General features: G+C 44.3%; 17 protein-coding genes, 1 tRNA gene, 3 rRNA genes, 1 other RNA gene and 1 other annotated feature (2 of these 23 only partly in view). Of the genes, 5 read left to right on the top strand and 17 right to left on the bottom strand.

The features are described 5' to 3' along the window. From V1502_RS00165 to tadA, 8 genes are all read right to left on the bottom strand, one after another. A 16S ribosomal RNA gene (locus tag V1502_RS00165) occupies window positions 1-20 on the bottom strand; it reaches 1531 nt to the left of the window's first position. Between the two features lie 296 nt (window positions 21-316). Further along, window positions 317-583: a pro-sigmaK processing inhibitor BofA family protein gene (locus V1502_RS00160; RefSeq protein WP_409252449.1), complete on the bottom strand. Its 267-nt coding sequence runs from the start codon at window positions 581-583 to the stop codon at window positions 317-319. Between the two features lie 55 nt (window positions 584-638). Next, window positions 639-857, bottom strand: coding sequence for a YaaL family protein (locus V1502_RS00155; RefSeq protein ID WP_409252448.1), 219 nt, complete (start codon window positions 855-857; stop codon window positions 639-641). 20 nt (window positions 858-877) lie between these two features. Next, a complete protein-coding gene (gene recR, locus V1502_RS00150) occupies window positions 878-1474 on the bottom strand; it encodes a recombination mediator RecR (protein ID WP_409252447.1) in 597 nt (198 codons plus the stop codon). Between the two features lie 11 nt (window positions 1475-1485). Then, window positions 1486-1806: a YbaB/EbfC family nucleoid-associated protein gene (locus V1502_RS00145; RefSeq protein WP_006837681.1), complete on the bottom strand. Its 321-nt coding sequence runs from the start codon at window positions 1804-1806 to the stop codon at window positions 1486-1488. Between the two features lie 25 nt (window positions 1807-1831). Continuing rightward, window positions 1832-3526: a DNA polymerase III subunit gamma/tau gene (gene dnaX / locus V1502_RS00140; RefSeq protein ID WP_409252446.1), complete on the bottom strand. Its 1695-nt coding sequence runs from the start codon at window positions 3524-3526 to the stop codon at window positions 1832-1834. Window positions 3527-3735: 209 nt separating this feature from the next. Next, window positions 3736-4000: signal recognition particle sRNA large type (gene ffs, locus V1502_RS00135), an RNA gene on the bottom strand. A 79-nt stretch (window positions 4001-4079) separates the two neighbouring features. Next, complete coding sequence (gene tadA, locus V1502_RS00130; RefSeq protein WP_409252445.1) at window positions 4080-4601, bottom strand: tRNA adenosine(34) deaminase TadA; 522 nt, start codon at window positions 4599-4601, stop codon at window positions 4080-4082. 83 nt (window positions 4602-4684) lie between these two features. Here tadA and V1502_RS00125 point away from each other — a divergent pair, with 83 nt between their 5' ends. The 4 genes from V1502_RS00125 to V1502_RS00110 all read left to right on the top strand — a co-directional run bounded on the left by V1502_RS00125 (window position 4685) and on the right by V1502_RS00110 (window position 8580). Next, window positions 4685-5230, top strand: a complete 546-nt coding sequence (locus V1502_RS00125) for an isochorismatase family cysteine hydrolase (protein ID WP_409252444.1) — start codon at window positions 4685-4687, stop codon at window positions 5228-5230. A 589-nt stretch (window positions 5231-5819) separates the two neighbouring features. Next, on the top strand, window positions 5820-7103 hold the full coding sequence (locus V1502_RS00120; protein ID WP_409252443.1) for a LysM peptidoglycan-binding domain-containing protein: 1284 nt from the start codon (window positions 5820-5822) through the stop codon (window positions 7101-7103). 170 nt (window positions 7104-7273) lie between these two features. After that, on the top strand, window positions 7274-7915 hold the full coding sequence (locus V1502_RS00115; protein WP_409252442.1) for a deoxynucleoside kinase: 642 nt from the start codon (window positions 7274-7276) through the stop codon (window positions 7913-7915). Next, window positions 7912-8580: a deoxynucleoside kinase gene (locus V1502_RS00110; protein ID WP_409252441.1), complete on the top strand. Its 669-nt coding sequence runs from the start codon at window positions 7912-7914 to the stop codon at window positions 8578-8580. The genes V1502_RS00115 and V1502_RS00110 overlap by 4 nt, the downstream gene beginning before the upstream one ends. Window positions 8581-8775: 195 nt before the next feature. On the opposite strand, the gene V1502_RS00105 is transcribed toward V1502_RS00110, so the two are convergent. The 6 genes from V1502_RS00105 to guaB form a co-directional block, all read right to left on the bottom strand. Further along, window positions 8776-8868: transfer RNA gene (locus tag V1502_RS00105), tRNA-Ser, on the bottom strand. A gap of 129 nt (window positions 8869-8997) precedes the next feature. After that, on the bottom strand, window positions 8998-10278 hold the full coding sequence (serS, locus tag V1502_RS00100) for a serine--tRNA ligase (protein WP_409252440.1): 1281 nt from the start codon (window positions 10276-10278) through the stop codon (window positions 8998-9000). Between the two features lie 69 nt (window positions 10279-10347). Further along, window positions 10348-10565, bottom strand: a binding site (T-box leader). 53 nt (window positions 10566-10618) lie between these two features. Beyond that, the gene (gene pdxT / locus V1502_RS00095; RefSeq protein WP_409252439.1) at window positions 10619-11209 is read right to left on the bottom strand and encodes a pyridoxal 5'-phosphate synthase glutaminase subunit PdxT; all 591 of its coding nucleotides are present in this window, start codon (window positions 11207-11209) and stop codon (window positions 10619-10621) included. 2 nt (window positions 11210-11211) lie between these two features. Then, window positions 11212-12093 (bottom strand): pyridoxal 5'-phosphate synthase lyase subunit PdxS, encoded by an 882-nt coding sequence (pdxS, locus tag V1502_RS00090; protein ID WP_409252438.1) that lies wholly within the window; start codon window positions 12091-12093, stop codon window positions 11212-11214. A gap of 179 nt (window positions 12094-12272) precedes the next feature. Continuing rightward, window positions 12273-13634, bottom strand: coding sequence for a D-alanyl-D-alanine carboxypeptidase family protein (locus tag V1502_RS00085; protein WP_409254257.1), 1362 nt, complete (start codon window positions 13632-13634; stop codon window positions 12273-12275). A gap of 453 nt (window positions 13635-14087) precedes the next feature. Then, window positions 14088-15551, bottom strand: coding sequence for an IMP dehydrogenase (gene guaB / locus V1502_RS00080; protein WP_409252437.1), 1464 nt, complete (start codon window positions 15549-15551; stop codon window positions 14088-14090). Between the two features lie 111 nt (window positions 15552-15662). On the opposite strand from guaB, the gene V1502_RS00075 reads away from it, so the two are divergent. Further along, a complete protein-coding gene (locus tag V1502_RS00075; RefSeq protein ID WP_409252436.1) occupies window positions 15663-16604 on the top strand; it encodes a YaaC family protein in 942 nt (313 codons plus the stop codon). A 386-nt stretch (window positions 16605-16990) separates the two neighbouring features. Here the strand turns inward: V1502_RS00075 and V1502_RS00070 are convergent, their stop codons facing one another. From V1502_RS00070 to V1502_RS00060, 3 genes are all read right to left on the bottom strand, one after another. Further along, window positions 16991-17467, bottom strand: a complete 477-nt coding sequence (locus V1502_RS00070; RefSeq protein ID WP_409252435.1) for a glutathione peroxidase — start codon at window positions 17465-17467, stop codon at window positions 16991-16993. 976 nt (window positions 17468-18443) lie between these two features. Further along, window positions 18444-18560: ribosomal RNA gene (gene rrf / locus V1502_RS00065) — 5S ribosomal RNA — on the bottom strand. An 84-nt stretch (window positions 18561-18644) separates the two neighbouring features. Continuing rightward, window positions 18645-20000: ribosomal RNA gene (locus V1502_RS00060) — 23S ribosomal RNA — on the bottom strand (it continues 1579 nt past the right edge of the window).

Genomic DNA, 20000 nt, shown 5'->3' with positions numbered 1-20000 from the left:
AGGATCAAACTCTCCGATAGAAGTTTGACTTGCTCATTTGCTAATTATAGTGTTAGTAACTACATAAGAGCTGTGCTCTTATTAGAATTAACGTTGACGTTTTGAGTTGTTTAGTTTTCAATGTTCAATGCTTGTCTCTCTTGAGCACCCCTTTAATATATCACAATCATTTAAGTGGTGTCAATGTTTTTTAAAACAAGTAATTCGCTGTCGTTTCAGCGACAAGTAATATAATACCACGGTGATTCTACAAGAGTCAACATAAAAAATAAAGTTTTTTAGAAAAACAAAAACCCCGCTAAATAATCAGCGGAGTTTACACAATAATATACATCTGGATGATCGTCAATCCGACCACTCCTGGAATGCCAAGAATACCGGAAATCGCGGAAGTGACCAGGTTAATGGGCACATGTATGCCGAATTGGCTTCCAAAAGCATTTAAAAAGAATAAAAACAGAGCGCCAATCAATACTTTCATACATAACTGTCCTGCATACTTCGCCGGTTTGAACGGCGTCCCTGCTGCAAGCAGAAACACGATCAAACTGCTTATAACAGCGATAACTACAACCGGGCTCATCTACTCTCCTCCTTTAAGAAAAAACATACCTTAATAGAGAGAATATGAGGGTTGTCTACCTTTTTATGACGACTTTTCTATTTTTGGCTTCCCTGAAGAAGAAAAAGTATTTTGCCTCGGCTATCTTCGAACGATAATTGATTTCAAAAGAATTTTCGATGCTCATCTCTTCCAGCGCTTTCTGGGAGATCCAATCTTTCTTTGCATCTTCCAATGAATGAAGCAGCTTAGTATCATACTCTTTGCGCAGCTTACCCTTTTTTTGAAAGAACATTGTACTTTTCCACTCCTGACCTAAACATCTCTTCTTCCTTCTAATGCTTTCGAGAGTGTGACTTCATCCGCATACTCCAAATCTCCGCCGACAGGAAGGCCGTGGGCAATCCTTGTGATCCGGATGCCGGACGGTTTCAGCAGTCTTGATATATACATAGCTGTGGCTTCACCTTCGATATTCGGATTAGTTGCCAGAATGACTTCTTCAACCTCTTCATCCTGAAGTCTTTTTAAGAGGTCCGGTACATTGATATCTTCAGGGCCAATCCCGTCCATGGGGGAAATGGCACCATGCAATACATGGTAAAGTCCATTGTATTCCTTCATCTTTTCCATAGCGATGACATCCTTAGGGTCCTGTACCACACACACAACACTTCGGTCCCTTCTTGTATCTTCGCAAATATAACAAGGATCCTGATCAGTTATATGGCCGCAGACAGAACAGTATGTCAGCTTTCGTTTCGCGTTTACAAGCGCCTTTGCAAATTCCAGGACTGTGTCCTCTTTCATGCCTAAAACAAAAAACGCCAGTCGGGCCGCGGTTTTCGGCCCAATTCCCGGCAGTTTCATGAAGCTGTCAATGAGCTTCGATATTGGTTCAGGATAATGCATATAAAAGCCTCCTAGAACATTCCCGGTAAGTTCATTCCTTTAGTGAATTGTCCCATAGTCGAGTTTGTCAGTTCATCTGCTTGCTTCAAAGCGTCATTCGTTGCAGCAAGTACTAGATCTTGAAGCATTTCGATATCTTCCGGATCTACTACCTCTTCCTTGATGTTTACTTCCAGTACTTCTTTATGCCCGGAAACGATTACTGTTACCATTCCGCCGCCAGCAGTTCCTTCCAAGCGCTTTTCGCCCAGTTCCTCTTGAGCTTTCGCCATTTGCTTTTGCATCTTTTGCATTTGTTTCATCATACCTTGCATATTTCCCATTCCACGCATAGTAAAAAACCTCCAAATTATAATTTTATTCTCTTATTTCTATTAGATCTTCTCCTACAAGCTTTTTCGCTTCTGCAATCAGCGGATCTTCCTCCACTTGCTCGTCTGCAGGAGATTCGGGATCATCATTTCTTTGATGCTTAATGAAATCTTCTCTCAGACTCTGCCATTGATTTTCAGGAATTCCAATCGGCTGATAGTCCGTTCCGGCCAGCTGTCCCAAAATGGAGCTTAAGGCGTCTGTGAAGCCGGCATTCTCCATCGCCATCTGGCAGTGGATGTCATACTTGAACTTCAATATGAAAGATTTCGAGGAAGCCGCTACAGGCTCTGCATCATTCAGCAGTGCTGCCTGCGAGCGCATCTGCCGCTGATTTAGGACTTCGAGCATTTCACCCCAGCGGCTTTTGATGAGATTAAGATCTTCTTTGGTAGCTGTCTTCAATACTTCCTGCACCATGCCGGTCGCTACCTTGAATCCCTTCCTGGAAGAAGACGCCCTTTTCTTAGGGGCGGGAGCTGCTTCAACTTGTGCAGCGGGGATTCCTTTTGCCTTCAGCTGATTCAGTTCATTCTCCAGGCTTTGTACCTTTTGAAGAAGCTGTCCGATTTCCGGTGAGGAAACATTTTTCTCAACTTCAAGCTGACAAAGTTTCACAATCGATACCTCGATATAGATACGGGCATGGTTGGTGAATTTCATCTCTTGCTGCGCTTCATTAAGTATATCAATAAATTTGTAAATATGCTGAGGTGAAACTTTTTCGGCCAATTCCTTGAAGTCTTCATCAAGCATGACCCTCTCCAGCGATTCCTCAAGGTTCGGCGCTGTCTGATGAAGCAGCATATCCCTGAAGTAAAGGACGAGGTCCTCTGTCAGCCTTGCCGGATCTTTCCCTTGAAAGAGAAGTTCTTCCAAGGCTTGAAGGGCATCTGCTACTTGATTCTCGAAAATGGCTTTGGCGAGCCTATTAAGATATACCTGCGATACCGCTCCAGTTACCGTCAGCGCATCGTCCACCGTAACTCTGTCCTGACTGAAGGAAATCGCCTGGTCAAGAAGGCTCAGGGCGTCACGCATACCGCCTTCCGCTGCCCTGGCAACCACGTGCAATGCTTTTTCTTCATATTGTACACCTGACTCATCAGCAATATGAGTCATTCTTCCAACGATATCCCTGGCTGTAATTCTCTTGAAGTCGAACCGCTGACATCTTGAGATGATCGTCAGAGGGATTTTGTGAGGTTCCGTCGTGGCCAGGATGAAGATGACATGCTTCGGAGGTTCTTCGAGTGTTTTCAACAGTGCATTGAAAGCTCCGATTGAAAGCATGTGGACCTCATCTATAATGTAGACTTTGTAGGAAACGACATTGGGAGCATACTTTACCTTATCCCTGATATCCCGGATTTCCTCGACCCCGTTATTGGAAGCGGCATCGATCTCAATGACATCAGGAATGGAACCGTCAGTAATACCCAGACAGGAATCACATTCATTGCAAGGCTCTGCCACGGGTGCTTTTTCACAGTTGACAGCCTTGGCAAGAATTTTGGCTGCACTCGTTTTCCCCGTCCCCCTAGGTCCCGAGAAAAGGTAGGCATGTGATATTTTCTGCTGGAGGAGAGCATTTTGCAGTGTCTTTGTTACATGCTGCTGTCCGACCACATCAATGAACTGCTGCGGCCGCCAGACTCTATATAAGGCTTGATAACTCAAAACGATCTCCTCCTTTTATATGTATTAACGCTCGATTGGAGCTGTCTCTCTTCTCACTTAAAACCTGATTTTTAGCCCATGTATATAAAAAATAAATTCTCATCTATCTATTATAACGTATGTAATTTTAATTTTACAAAGACTGTTTGACTATTACATACAAAAAACTCACCCTGGATAGGATGAGTTTTATTATAAGTATTAAACTGCCGTGCACCTTCCGTCGACATGCATCCATAAGCGTTACTCAAGCAGTTAGCTCGGCCCAGGCAACCCCGCGGCACATGGGAGAGTCCACTTAATGCTGCTTCCTTCCGGACCTGACATGGTTCATGGATTCCCATTGCGCAGGACCCGGGCGTCAACACCACTTACTTGAGGCAGGCCTTACAGAGTGCAAGCCTCGGGAAGGGGTTCAGCCTCGCTAGAGCGGATTGCGAGTACAGGGCACCGCTACCTCCCCGCCTAGCACGGCAAAATTGATACCATATTTAGTTGCGCCATGTCCGACGCAAATATTAGTATACTAGCTCTTACGGAAAAAAGCAACGGGTTATCCATTGTCAATTCCTGTATGCTGTTCCATCTCTGCTTTCCTTCGTTTCTTTTCTTCCTTTTTTCTTTCCCGGAGTTTTCGGAAGAAATGAGTCAGGAGCTGTCCGCACTCCTCTCCAAGAACACCTGGCACCACCTCGCACTGATGGTTGAAACGATCATCCTCCAATAGGTTCATCAGGGTTCCGGCACATCCCGCTTTTGGGTCAGGGGCACCATATATCACTGTATTGATCCTTGATAGTATAATGGCTCCTGAACACATGGGACATGGCTCCAATGTAACATAAAGTTCGGCATTCTCCAGCCTCCAGGTTCCTAACTTTTCGCAGGCCTCCTCAATCGCCAGCAATTCTGCATGTGTCACCGCGTTCTGAGTCGTTTCCCTGAGGTTATGAGCAGAGGCAATCACTTCCCCGTCGAGCACAATCACTGCACCTATCGGGACTTCCGCTTTCTCTTCAGCTTTTTTTGCCTCATCGATTGCAAGCTTCATGAAATATTCCTGTTTGGTATTCACCTGTCTAACTCCTTACCATTTAAAATCTCTCTTATGGATAAAATCATTCACCGCTCCCAAAACTATACAAAAGGAGGATACCGATGAATCCACTGAATAGCAAAACTGCCTTATTGATTATAGACATATTAAATCCCTTCACTTTTGAACACGGTAAAACACTCGCCGAGCATACATTGAAAATCGTAGAGCCGCTTAAAGCACTGCGCAGCATCTGCCACAAGAAGCAAATTCCTGTCATTTATATTAATGACCATTATACCCTCTGGCAGGCAGATTTGGAAAAAATATACGAAAAGTGCCTGAACGATATCAGCCTGCCTGTCATTGAGCCCTTAAAACCAGGTGAGGATGATTATTTTCTCATCAAGCCCAAGCACTCTGCTTTTTACGGGACCGCACTGAATACTCTTCTTCATACTCTAAAGGTAGATACCCTCATTCTCTCGGGAATCGCCGGAAATATTTGCGTCCTGTTTACAGCTAACGATGCTTATATGAGGGAATTCAACTTAGTAATACCCGAGGACTGCATCGCTTCTGTCAGCGATAATGACAACCGCTATGCCATTGAGATGATGAAAAATGTTTTGAAAGCAGACATCGTTGATTCAGGTGATATCTTTTAGGAAGCGTTTAGGCTTGATAGGCAGTAAGTATAGAGAGGAGCTTATATTAAAATTTATCAATTTATCTGAAAAGAGAGTAGTAGAACAGGGAAGGTGACACTTGTCCATCTTTATTCACTTATAAACAATGTTATTATGCTAAATAGTTTTTTAAAATAAGGTTTACTCTTTGATTTATTTCCAGTTGATTGGAGCGGAAGGTGCGTGACCTCCTGCGGGATCAGCGGGACAGGTGAGACCCCCAATCCAGTTGCAGCGCCCAGGCCCTCGGGATCAAATAACCCACAGCGAATAAAAGGAAAGCCCCCCTTTTTTCGCTGCGGAACATTTGCCTGTCGGGCCTGAACAGGGCGCTTCCACTTTTTAAACAGGCGCAGCCGAGGAGGCTCACCGCCCGCCCCGCGGAGTCACGCATCTGAAGCGTAAATCAGCTTACAGTTTAACTTAAAACCCCTTACTTTTTAACACAGCCAAACAAAAAGATTATTTAAAAAGAACCCCAGTCTTAAAAATTCTTCCCTAACCATCATACTTCCCTCTCCTCACACATACATTTCTTACAGTGAAAATGTTAAAGGGAGGGCAAGTTATGCAAATTCATGTAGTCCAGCCTAACCAGTCTCTATTCGGAATTGCTCAGACATATAACTCGACGACTGAAGATATTGTGGAAGCCAACGATCTTCCTAATCCCGACAATCTAGTAGTCGGCCAGACGCTGGTCATTCCAATTGTAGGATTGTTTTATTTTGTCCAGCCGGGTGACAGTCTTTGGTCCATAAGCAGAAGGTTTGGCCTATCTTATCAGGAGCTTGCACAAATCAATGGAATCTCAGTTAACCAAGGTCTGCAAGTAGGGTTTCGTTTATACATCCCGGAACGTCCCAAAAGAGACGGAGAGTTTAATGCTTATGTAGAACCTTACGGCGAAACCGTCCAGCCAAATTTAGAGGAAAGCGCCCGTGAAGCTGCTCCTTATTTGACGTACCTTGCTCCTTTTGACTTTGAAGCCAAGCGGGACGGTACATTGAAAGAGCCGCCGATGGGCAAGCTGCTGGAAATCGGCCGGGCCAATGGAAATGTGTTGATGATGGCCATCACCAATCAGGAAGAAGGACAATTCAGTGATGAAGTCGGCAGGATCCTGCTGACTGACCAAAACATACAGAAAAAGTTCCTGGATAATGTCGTGGCGACTGCCAAAAAATACGGATTCAGAGACATCCACTTTGACTTTGAATATCTCCGTCCCCAGGATAGGGAAGCTTATAACCGCTTCCTCCGCAAAGCTAAAAATCGTTTTAATCAGGAAGGCTGGCTTCTATCCACTGCCCTTGCCCCTAAAACGAGTGCCGGGCAAAAAGGAAAATGGTATGAAGCGCATGATTATAAGGCGCATGGAGAAATTGTCGATTTTGTCGTCATTATGACGTACGAATGGGGTTACAGTGGAGGTCCGCCAATGGCCGTCTCCCCTATCGGCCCTGTCCGTGAAGTCCTTGAATACGCAATCAGCGAGATGCCTCCTTCCAAAATCATGATGGGGCAGAACCTTTATGGGTATGACTGGACCTTGCCATTTAAAGAAGGAGATACCGCCAAGGCAGTGAGTCCGCAAAAAGCTATAGAAATTGCCGCTCAGTATAATGTCCCTATTGAGTATGATACAAAAGCACAGGCCCCATTTTTCAACTATCAGGATGAAGAGGGGAAACAGCATCGGGTATGGTTTGAAGATGCCCGCTCCATCCAGGCGAAATTTGTTTTAATGAAGGAACTCAATTTAAGAGGGATGAGTTATTGGAAGCTCGGTCTTCCTTTCCCGCAAAACTGGCTGTTGATTACAGATAACTTCAATGTAGTCAAAAGATAGTCATTTATCAACCGTCTACCCAAGTCAATGGGGAGGCGGCTTTTTTTATTTGTTCCTTCCCATAAAATTCCCGCCCTACTGACTATATATTGTGTTAAAATAACATTTGTCGTCATTTGACGAATACATGTCGATTATGAATCCATAATGTCGGTAAAGGAGGACATTGTATGGGGAGCATTCCATTCATTACGGTTGAAGGACCGATTGGAGTAGGGAAAACCTCTTTGGCAAAAGCAATTTCGGATCATTTCAATTATCATCTTTTAAAAGAGATTGTTGATGAAAATCCATTTTTAGATAAATTTTATGACAACATTGATGAATGGAGCTTTCAAACTGAAATGTTTTTCTTATGCAACCGCTACAAGCAGCTGGAGGATATAGAAACCCATTTCATTTCACAGAATAAGCCAGTCGTCGCTGACTATCATATCTTAAAAAACCTCATTTTTGCTGAGAGAACCTTAAAGAATAAACAGTTTGATAAATATTTGAACATTTATCAAATACTAACGGAAGATATGCCGGTACCGAATGTCGTCATCTATTTGAACGCAAGTCTGGATACACTTCTGCAGCGGATCGCCTTAAGAGGCAGGGAGTTCGAAAAGAAAATCAGCCCTCTATACCTTGAGCAGCTTTCTCAGGACTATGAACGCCGGATGCAGCAATTCGAAACCCAGTACAGCAACATCCCGGTTCTTCGCTTTAACGGTGACGAAATGGACTTTGTGAAAAATCAAGATGACTTAGCCGCTATTATAGATACCTTAGATCAAACACTGAAAAAAGGAGCCACTTTATCATGAACCTTCGCACTAAATACGGGATTCCGAGCAATGCTGTCATCACCATTGCCGGTACCGTCGGAGTTGGAAAGTCGACGATGACCAACGGACTTGCAAGAGCACTTGGTTTCCGTACATCATTTGAAAAAGTCGATACCAACCCTTACCTTGATAAATTTTATGAGGATTTCAAGAGCTGGAGTTTCCACCTTCAAGTTTATTTCCTCGCCGAGCGTTTCAAAGAGCAAAAGAAAATATTCGAATATGGCGGAGGATTCATTCAAGACCGTTCCATTTATGAGGACACCGGGATCTTCGCTAAAATGCACTATGAAAAAGGAAACATGTCTGCTGTTGACTATGACACATACAAGAGCCTGTTCGATGCCATGGTTATGACTCCTTACTTCCCTCATCCTGATCTTCTCATCTATTTAGAGGGATCCATCGATGATGTGGTAGACCGCATCAGGGAAAGAGGACGCCCTATGGAACAGCAGACACCGGTTGAATACTGGCAGGAGATGCATGTCCGCTATGAAAACTGGATCGATTCCTTTAATGCGTGCCCTGTTTTGCGATTGAATATCAATGACTATGATTTGGTTAATAACGAAAACTCCATTGAGCCGATCATTGAACGAATCGGTTACTTTATAGAGCAGACCCGTTTATTGAAATCATAAAATACCAGAAAGGATGGAAGAGCTCTGCTCTATCCATCCTTTTTTAATATTCTTTTACAGACCCGCCTCAACCCTTATGATCGATCTGAAAGTTATATAAAGAACATATCTAATTCCAGAGATAAAAAAAACCGCTGCCTAGGCAGCGGTTTTCATATCTCCAATATTTATGCGCTATGGTTAATTTAAAATCAATGGCGGAGGAAGAGGGATTCGAACCCCCGCGGGCTTTAACACCCCTGTCGGTTTTCAAGACCGATCCCTTCAGCCGGACTTGGGTATTCCTCCGTATCGACAATAATTATAATATCACGGTGGTGACCTAGGAGTCAACACCTTTTCTATATTTTTTTGAAATAAATTATTTTATAATATCGAGCGGGAAAGCACCTTCTTCCCGCCCGATTCATATTTTTATTATCTTGGTTTGATTACATCCAAACCGCCCATGTAAGGTCTCAGCACCTCTGGGATGACAATGCTTCCGTCTTCCTGCTGGTAATTTTCAAGAATAGCAGCTACCGTACGTCCAAGTGCAAGGCCAGATCCGTTCAATGTGTGAACATGTTCCGGTTTTGCGCCAGGCTCGCGGCGGAAACGGATGTTTGCTCGTCTGGCCTGGAATGCCTCGAAGTTACTGCAAGAAGAGATTTCACGATACGTATCATAGCTTGGGATCCATACCTCGATATCATATTTCTTGGCAGCCGTAAAACCAAGGTCCGCTGTGCACATAGACATAACACGATATGGAAGGTTCAATAATTGCAGCACTTTTTCTGCGTGGCCAGTCAGTTTTTCGAGCTCATCATAAGATTCTTCCGGACGTACAAAGCGGACAAGCTCTACTTTATTGAATTGATGCTGGCGAATCAGACCTCTTGTGTCACGGCCTGCTGAACCCGCTTCAGAACGGAAACAGGCACTGAACGCTGTATAAGCAATCGGCAGTTGATCATTTGTGAGAATTTCATCACGATGATAGTTGGTAACCGGCACTTCAGCAGTCGGCACGAGGAAGTAGTCTTCGCTTTCAATCAAGAAAGCATCCTCTTCAAACTTCGGAAGCTGCCCTGTGCCCGTCATGCTCTCGCGGTTTACCATGTATGGCGGCAGCATTTCCTCATAACCATGCTCATCGTTATGAAGATCCATCATGAAGTTAATCAACGCACGCTCAAGCCTTGCACCAAGCCCTTTGTAAAATACGAAGCGGCTTCCTGTTACCTTGCTTGCTCTTTCAAAATCAAGGATGCCCAGTTCAGTCGCAAGATCCCAATGAGGCTTTGGTTCAAAACCGAAAGAAGGAACTTCCCCCCATTTGCGTGCCTCCACGTTATCATCTTCTGTAGCTCCTACAGGTACGCTCTCATGAGGAACGTTAGGGATAGACAGCATCAAGTGGTCCAGGCTGCCTTCCACTTCCTTTAACTCTTCATCAAGCTTTTTGATCATGCTGCCGACTTCACGCATTTCAACGATAAGGTCCTCAGCATTTTCCTTATTCTTTTTCATTTCAGCTATTTTTTGAGATACTTCATTTCTTTTGCTTTTTAAGTTCTCTGTTTCAACAAGCAGCTCTCTTCTTCTGACATCCAATTCCTCAAACTTTTCAAAATCACTTAAATCTTCACCGCGGTCTTGAAGACGATTTTTCACCGCTTCAAAGTTCGCTCTCAAATACCTGATATCCAGCATGTCATTTCCTCCTTATAATCCACTCACACCATTGAAGGGTGCTGAAAATACAAAAAACCCCCATCCCATAAAAGGGACGGAGGTTCCGCGTTGCCACCCTGATTGAAAATAGTACAAGACTACTTTCCTCTTAAGTAAGATAACGGTTCTCACCGAAAGTGCCTACGACAATCATGTTCAGCACCTTACTCGAGGATGGATTCATGGGGTACTTCCATCGGTTCACACCAGCCACCGACTCTCTGAAGAAAGCAGTCCGCATTACTATTTCCTCTCAACGATTTCGAGCGATTAAGTTTGTATAATAAGTTACTATAATTATTAACTCATTGCAATAGGTTTATGCCATTTGTTTCTCTTTTGTTTCTTCAACCATCTGAATGAAATATCCAGTCAGGCGGTTATCCGACGTCAATTCAGGATGGAATGAACAGCCTAAGAATTGTCCTTCACGCGCAAGGACAATTCGTCCATCATGCTTCGCCAAGACTTCAACGTTCTCCCCAGCTTCCACTATGTGAGGGGCACGGATGAATACAGCATTGTATCCTTCCCCTACATGGGCGATATCCAAGTCCACTTCGAAACTTTCGCGTTGACGGCCGAAAGAATTTCTTTCCACTGTTACATCCATGACGCCAAGATGAGGTTCATCATACCCGACGATATTTTTCGCAAGAAGGATAAGCCCGGCACAAGTACCAAACACAGGTTTGCCTTGAGCAATAAATTCCTTCATAGGTTCCATGAAGCCATAAAGATCAATCAAACGGCGCATTGTTGTGCTTTCACCGCCAGGGAAAATCAGTCCGTCAATCCCTTCAAGCTGTGTCGCTTTCTTTACGACGACCGCTTCTGCACCATTCGCCTGGATGGCACGGACATGTTCTCTAACAGCTCCCTGAAGCCCTAATACCCCGATGGTTACCATTTTTACCAGCCGCGTTCTTGCATGCGGGTTTCAGGAGTCAGAGAAGAAATCTCGATTCCCTTCATCGCAATACCAAGGTTTTTAGAAAGCTTTGCAATAAGTTCATAATCTTCATAGTGTGTAGTAGCTTCTACAATTGCTTTTGCGAAACGTTCAGGGTTGTCTGATTTGAAGATACCAGAACCAACGAATACTCCGTCAGCACCAAGCTGCATCATAAGAGCCGCATCCGCAGGAGTTGCAATACCGCCAGCAGCAAAGTTCACAACCGGTAAACGTCCATTTTCTTTAATTTCTAAAAGAAGCTCATATGGTGCACCAAGCAATTTTGCTTCTGTCATGATTTCATCTGTACTCATGTTCACAAGCTTACGTACTTGAGCGTTAACTTGTCTCATATGGCGTACAGCTTCAACGATGTTTCCTGTACCAGGCTCACCTTTAGTACGAAGCATGGAAGCTCCTTCACCGATTCGGCGTGCTGCCTCACCAAGATCACGGCATCCGCAAACGAATGGTACAGTGTAATCTCTTTTGTTCAGGTGATACTCTTCATCCGCCGGAGTCAATACTTCACTCTCATCGATGTAATCTACGCCCATTGCTTCCAAGATACGCGCTTCCACGATATGTCCGATACGCGCTTTGGCCATAACCGGAATAGAAACAGCCCCCATAACCTCTTCGACAATTCGAGGATCTGCCATTCTTGCTACCCCGCCAGCAGCACGGATGTCTGCTGGAACGCGCTCAAGTGCCATTACAGCAACCGCACCTGATGCTTCCGCAATCTTCGCTTGTTCAGCATTTACAACGTCCATGATGACGCCGCCTTTTTGCATTTCAGCCATTCCACGTTTTACTACGTCTGTACCCGTCTTCATTTCTATATGTCCCCCTTCATATTCCTATCTATATTTTCAACAAAAAAACAGTAATATTGTAAGGAAAAAATTACGAACTTAACCAGGAATATATTTTTCCCCCATGCTAAATAAACAACAAAAACCACCTCATGTCAAGACAAGTGGTGGTTTTTGGGTATAAACTATCCTTTAGTGAATCAGAACCAGCCTTTTACAGTGGAAGTAACTCCACCCCAGATATCGGAGAAGAATCCGCCAACTGCTCTCATGGATAATGTGAACCAGTTTGCTTTCTCTACTGCTTCTGCTGTAACAACAGGGACCTGTCCATTAGCAGCAGCCTTTTCTGTGATGTAGCCAAGATCGTCCCCACCTTCAATTGTCAGGTAGCCGACCTGTTCTTCATCTTTGACAGGAGCCGTAAGCTGTCGATCTTCGTTTAATTTCTTTTTATCCAAAACCAATTTCGGTTCGAATTCTTTTTCGCCATTCTTGACAACCATCTTAAGAGGTTCTTTTGTTTGAATCGCTACTTCTTTTTCTTTTCCTTTCACAACCGGAAGGGTTTTCTGTCCCTTCACTTCATAGTTTGCAGGAAAGATCTCTTCTGTTGTGAAGTTGGTGAAAGCATAGTTCATCAGATTGGCTGTCTGGGCAAAACGGGCATGATATGGATTTTCTCCCTCATTTGGTTGAGCATCCATGACGACAGTGATATATCTTGTGCCGTTCCTTTCAGCCGTCCCTGTAAAACAGTAACCTGCTAAATCAGTCGTTCCTGTTTTTAACCCGTCCATACCTTCGTATTCATACACTAACCCTGGAAGCATCCAGTTCCAGTTTTGCATATCGACTTCATCTTCAGTACCTTCATCAAATTTCATTTTTGGTATACTTGAGGTTTCCAGTACTTCAGGATATTCATTAAGCAAATGATAAGCTAATTTAGCTGTATCTTTTGCTGACATTACATTTTCTTCTTCCGCGCCAGTACCTTCTGGGCGGAGTTCTCCAAGATCACGGTTGTTCAAACCAGTTGAGTTAACAAATTTATAAGACTCCAGGCCAATTTCTTCAGCCTTGTCATTCATCATTTTGATAAAGTTTGTTTCAGAGCCTGCAATGATATTGGCAATTGCCATTGTGGCTGCATTCGCAGAGTAGATAGCCATCGCTTGATACAGTTCTTTCACGGTGTATTGAGCCTCTGCCCTCAGTGGAACATTACTCAACCCTCTCTCGTGTGAAAGATTTGAAAGCGGGACAGGGATGGTATACTCCTGTTCCCAATCGACTTTTCCTTCATTTACTGCTTCGAGCAGCAAGTACTCTGTCATCATTTTTGTCATACTTGCGATTCCCAGGGCCGTTTCAGCGTTTTTCTCGTAGATGATTTTTCCTGTTTCGGCTTCGACGATGATTGCTGCTTCCGCATTAACATTTAGTCCACCTTCAGCATTTGCTGTGAGTGACGGCTGTAAAATCCCTGCGGCTAATACCAAGACTAAAAAAGAGACGACAGATTTTTGAAACCAATTTTTCACTTTGTAGCCCTCCATCAATTTATGTAAACACTTTTGTTATTTTATCATATTAGCACTATTTATAATAGAAAGAGTATTTTCCTAGTTTAGGTAATAAAATGCGCAAGCGGCCTGATTAGCCCCGACAGGGAAATGTTCCTAAGAGAAAAAAGGCGGTCTCCTTTTATTCTTTTAGAATTATCTGACCCCGAGGGGATGGGCGCTGTAACTGGATTCAGAACAACAAGCAGCCTATAAATACCCAATATTTATTCATTTAATTAAAAACAGGACTTCCGTGAAGAAAGTCCTGCCCTGAGTAAATAAACCTATTGTGATAACCTCATTGCCCAGCTGATTCTTCTTGCAGGGTACGAATCCATGGAGCGGGCGGTGAACCTTTAACCCTGCAGGAGCTATTTCACCTTTTCTCAATACTCATACTACCTGCCATATCATTAGACAATAATTTTCTTAATAGCAGGTCTATTATAATGAATAGTTCGGTGCTTCTTTAGTGATTTGCACATCATGCGGATGGCTTTCACGAAGTCCCGCACCTGTCATTTTAATGAATTGGGCTTCCTCTCTCAAAGCCTTAAGATCTTTGGCTCCACAGTAACCCATTCCTGAACGCAGGCCGCCGATCAATTGATAAAGCGTATCTGCAAGCGGTCCTTTGTAAGGAAGGCGTCCCTCAATGCCCTCCGGGACAAACTTCTTATTTTCTTCCTGGAAGTAACGGTCTTTTGACCCTTTTTCCATGGAGCTGACAGAACCCATTCCACGGTACACTTTAAAGCGTCTTCCTTGGAAGATTTCCGTTTCCCCGGGACTCTCCGTCGTACCTGCAAGAAGGCTTCCGAGCATAACGGCATGTCCGCCTGCAGCCAATGCCTTGGCGATATCTCCGGAGTACTTGATTCCTCCATCAGCAATGATCGCTTTCCCATGCTTTCTGGCTTCAGATGCGCAATCATAAATGGCCGTGATTTGTGGAACCCCTACACCTGCAACCACACGGGTCGTACAGATGGAACCAGGTCCGATTCCAACTTTCACTACATCCACCCCTGCTTCAATTAATGCACGGGTAGCTTCTGCCGTTGCCACGTTACCGGCGATGATATTCAGTTCTGGATATTGTTCACGGATTTGGCTCACAACCTGCAGTACCCCTGCCGAGTGTCCGTGTGCCGTATCAATGACAATGACATCGACCTGGGATTTAACTAGCTGCTCCACTCTCTTCATTGTGTCTCCGGAAACTCCCACTGCTGCTCCTGCCAGCAAACGGCCATACTTATCTTTAGCTGAATTCGGGAACTCAATGACTTTTTCAATATCCTTAATCGTAATAAGCCCTTTTAAAACACCATTCTCATCAATCAGTGGCAGTTTTTCAATTTTATATTGCTGAAGAATTTTTTCTGCTTCATCCAATGTGGTTCCGACGGGTGCCGTAACCAGGTTGTCTTTTGTCATAACATCGGAAATTTGGATGGAATAATCCTGAATGAAACGCAAATCCCTGTTAGTCAGGATTCCGACGAGCTTTTGTTCTTCTACATTATTCACGATTGGAACACCTGAAATACGATACTTGCCCATCAGATGTTCAGCATCAAATACCTGATGCTCTGGAGATAAGAAAAATGGATCGGAAATGACTCCGCTTTCTGAACGTTTTACTTTATCTACTTGTTCAGCCTGCTGCTCAATACTCATGTTTTTATGAATGATCCCTAAACCGCCCTGCCTTGCCATAGCAATTGCCATTTCGGCTTCAGTGACTGTATCCATTCCGGCACTGATTACTGGGACATTCAAATTCAAAGTATCAGTCAAACTTACCTTTATACTGACATCCTTCGGTAAAACCTCTGACTTGGCAGGAAGCAGCAAAACATCATCGAACGTCAAACCCTCTTTAGCAAATTTCGTTTCCCACATCTTTCTCGTCCCCCTTTTCCCAAAATATTATTAGTAGGTTATCAATTGGTTAAAATACTGTCAAGATGATATTTAGTAGTTAGATTATTCGGATAACTTGGAGGTTTTATTATGATATCCCCCTCACCAGTCTGGGAATCATTAAGCTGCTTTCACTCAGCTGAGATGGCTCAAAAATATTTAAAGAAATGCTACCAAAAACTATCTCTGAAAGAGGCCGATATGCAATGCTACAATAATTGCTATCCTTTTATATACTATTTGGAACAAGGTGAGCTGTATTTCAAACAGGCCGTTATTACCCCTCTTTCAATCCAGCCTATCCTGTTGTTCTATGGGTACATCCATTTAATCAAAGCCTGTGTGCTGACCATCGATCCATTTTATCCTCAGAATACATCGGTCCTGGCACATGGCGTGACAAGCCGGAAGAGGAAAAAACAGCAATACAGTTTTCTAAAAGATGAAATCAAGATTCAAAAAAATGGACTTCTTTCCCACTTCGCCCAAGAAATGTTTCACGTGAAACATTTGGAAGCGGAAAAATTTCAAATGGGTGAACTCTTGTCCCAGATTCCCGAAATGAACGAGACTTTTCAAATGGTACTTCATAAACGCACACAGTTTGGATTATCATCTCAACATGACCAAACACTTTCTTTCTCAGACGACGTTCTTGATCATTATCATATGTCCAAGGAACGTTTCACCCAATTTTTAAAAGAAAAAACAAAAGAAAAAATAACTATCAATGGGCGTCAGATAATACTGGATTCCAATCAAGTTGAATTACCGCCAATACGGCTGAATATCAGGAACAACCAGTTCTCTCTTCCAACCGACCGGTCAGAAGCCTACACCCTGCCGGAACCGATCATTCACTACCTGCTTCTTTATAATCTAAGCATGATAGCCAGATATGAAACAGAATGGTGGAGTGAGCTTCTTAAGTCCAATGCAACCGATGACTACCCAATCATAAAAAACTTCCTTGGCCTTTCTTTGGAAAAGCCTCCTATTCTGATTAAAAACTACCTGCTATCTAAAATGTAAATCGTTTTTTCAAGTAATGTTAACCGCTCCTTCGTCATACCCATTAAGAAAGGACAAGTAAGGGGTTGTTGACCATAAAACTGATTATCATTATTTTCTTATTAATCTTGTTGTTTCTGTTCTGGCTTTACTTCTTTATTTATCTTAAGAATAAACATCAGCCGGTACAGATCTTCACCCTCCAAAGTTTTTTAAATACGGATTTTCTAAAGGAGAAAAACGAGATGACGCCCAAAAGCTTTCTTGACTCTATCAATGAGTTCTTTAAGGATCATGAAAATGAGGGGATGGATGATACTGGAGATAGTGATGATGGCGACGACGGAGGAGAATAATAGCAATGATAAGAAAGGCGTGAATTCGAGACAGAATTCACGCCTGGGTGTTTATAAAATTTTCTCTAGATCTTCTTTAATCTTGGCAGGAGAAGTTTGCGGGGCATACCTCTTTATTACATTTCCCTCTTGATCAACAAGGAACTTCGTAAAATTCCACTTCACCTCAGAGGTCATCAACCCTTTTTTCTCTTTAATCAGATACTTAAACAACGGATGTGCTCCTTCTCCTTTCACCTCAATCTTTGAAAACATCGGAAAACTGACTCCATAGTTTATCTGACAAAACTCCATGATTTCATTATCATTATCAAATTCCTGATTCATGAATTGATCGGAAGGAAACCCCAGAACCGTTACCCCTTTTTCTTTGTACTCCTCATAAAGAGACTGCAGTTCTTCAAACTGAGGAGTGAACCCACACTTGCTCGCAGTATTGACGATTACCATAGCTTTGCCTTTAAACTCACTTAAAGCAACTTCCTCACCATTGGGCTTTAATGCACTGAAATCGTAAATCGAGGACATGCATATCTCTCCTTTACTTCATATATACTCAGACTACGGTATAGGCTGCGAATAATCAAATCCGAATGTTTCTTAAGGATTAAGTTTAGCCTGCCTTTCAACAAGTATGGTTCTAGTACCTGTCTAATTCACCATCTTTAGGTTGGCATCCTTAAATCTATCTCCAGTTTGCTATTAATAATGGTCGTCTTTTTACACAGAGGAGGGCTGCTTGCGTCCTACTGGGTATCATAGAGCCTGTAATTTCAATTTATTGTCCTGTGCAAATTTCCACCATGTTCTCTAGACTCAAAGCCCACTCCGGTGTTCTCTCCCTCACGTCCTCGACCTTCTTGCTCCTGCTCTTGATGGATTTTCAGAACTAAACACATTCTGTCTTTTTCAAAAACTTCAAACAAAATAAGAGCACCACTTCGGGTACTCTTTGATCGCCTGGCGACGTCCTACTCTCACAGGGGGAGACCCAACTACCATCGGCGCTGAAGGCTCGGACGGCGATGAGCGGCGAATCTCTTCGTCCGCTTCGCTCGTTCACATCCTCAGCAGAGCCCACTCCGGTGTTCTCTCCCTCCCGTCCTTGACCTTCTTGCTCCTCCCCACCCTCGCTTCTGCTTTTGATGGAATTTCAGAATTAAATACATTCTGTCTTTTTCAAACACTTTAAACACAAAAAAGAGCACCACTTCGGGTACTCTTTGGTTGCCTGGCGACGTCCTACTCTCACAGGGGGAACCCCCAACTACCACCGGCACTGAAGGCTCGGCCGGCGATGAGCGGCGAATCTCTTCGTCCGCTTCGCTCGTTCACATCCTCATGGGCAGAGCCCACTCCGGTGTTCTCTCCCTCACGTCCTCGACCTTCTTGCTCCTCCCCACCCTCGCTTCTGCTTTTGATGGAATTTCAGAATTAAATACATTCTGTCTTTTTCAAACACTTTAAACACAAAAAAGAGCACCGCTTCGGGTACTCTTTGATCGCCTGGCGACGTCCTACTCTCACAGGGGGAGATCCCCCAACTACCATCGGCGCTGAAGAGCTTAACTTCCGTGTTCGGCATGGGAACGGGTGTGACCTCTTCGCCTTAATCACCAGACGTATTTACTTGAAAGAACATCGTTCTCTCAAAACTAGATAAAGTATGAAGAAAAGAAAGTATTCCGAGTTTCGCTAATAAAGTGTGGTTAAGTCCTCGATCGATTAGTATCTGTCAGCTGCACGTGTCGCCACGCTTCCACCTCAGACCTATCTACCTGATCATCTTTCAGGGATCTTACTCACATAAAGTGATGGGAAATCTCATCTCGAGGGGGGCTTCATGCTTAGATGCTTTCAGCACTTATCCCTTCCGCACATAGCTACCCAGCGATGCCTTTGGCAAGACAACTGGTACACCAGCGGTGCGTCCATCCCGGTCCTCTCGTACTAAGGACAGCTCCTCTCAAATTTCCTGCGCCCACGACGGATAGGGACCGAACTGTCTCACGACGTTCTGAACCCAGCTCGCGTACCGCTTTAATGGGCGAACAGCCCAACCCTTGGGACCGACTACAGCCCCAGGATGCGATGAGCCGACATCGAGGTGCCAAACCTCCCCGTCGATGTGGACTCTTGGGGGAGATAAGCCTGTTATCCCCGGGGTAGCTTTTATCCGTTGAGCGATGGCCCTTCCATGCGGAACCACCGGATCACTAAGCCCGACTTTCGTCCCTGCTCGACTTGTAGGTCTCGCAGTCAAGCTCCCTTGTGCCTTTACACTCTGCGAATGATTTCCAACCATTCTGAGGGAACCTTTGGGCGCCTCCGTTACTCTTTAGGAGGCGACCGCCCCAGTCAAACTGCCCACCTGACACTGTCTCCCACCCCGATAAGGGGCGCGGGTTAGAAGTTCAACACAGCCAGGGTAGTATCCCACCGACGCCTCCACCGAAGCTGGCGCTCCGGTTTCTTAGGCTCCTACCTATCCTGTACAAGCTGTGCCAAAATTCAATATCAGGCTACAGTAAAGCTCCACGGGGTCTTTCCGTCCTGTCGCGGGTAACCTGCATCTTCACAGGTACTATAATTTCACCGAGTCTCTCGTTGAGACAGTGCCCAGATCGTTGCGCCTTTCGTGCGGGTCGGAACTTACCCGACAAGGAATTTCGCTACCTTAGGACCGTTATAGTTACGGCCGCCGTTTACTGGGGCTTCGGTTCGCACCTTCGCTTGCGCTAAGCACTCCCCTTAACCTTCCAGCACCGGGCAGGCGTCAGCCCCTATACTTCGCCTTACGGCTTCGCAGAGACCTGTGTTTTTGCTAAACAGTCGCCTGGGCCTATTCACTGCGGCTCTCTCGGGCTTGCACCCTACCAGAGCACCCCTTCTCCCGAAGTTACGGGGTCATTTTGCCGAGTTCCTTAACGAGAGTTCTCTCGCTCACCTTAGGATTCTCTCCTCGCCTACCTGTGTCGGTTTGCGGTACGGGCACCTTTTTCCTCGCTAGAGGCTTTTCTTGGCAGTGTGGAATCAGGAACTTCGGTACTATATTTCCCTC

This window comes from Rossellomorea sedimentorum, assembly GCF_046237645.1.
Taxonomy (GTDB): domain Bacteria; phylum Bacillota; class Bacilli; order Bacillales; family Bacillaceae_B; genus Rossellomorea; species Rossellomorea sedimentorum.
This window is presented reverse-complemented; position numbering and strand designations above follow the sequence as displayed.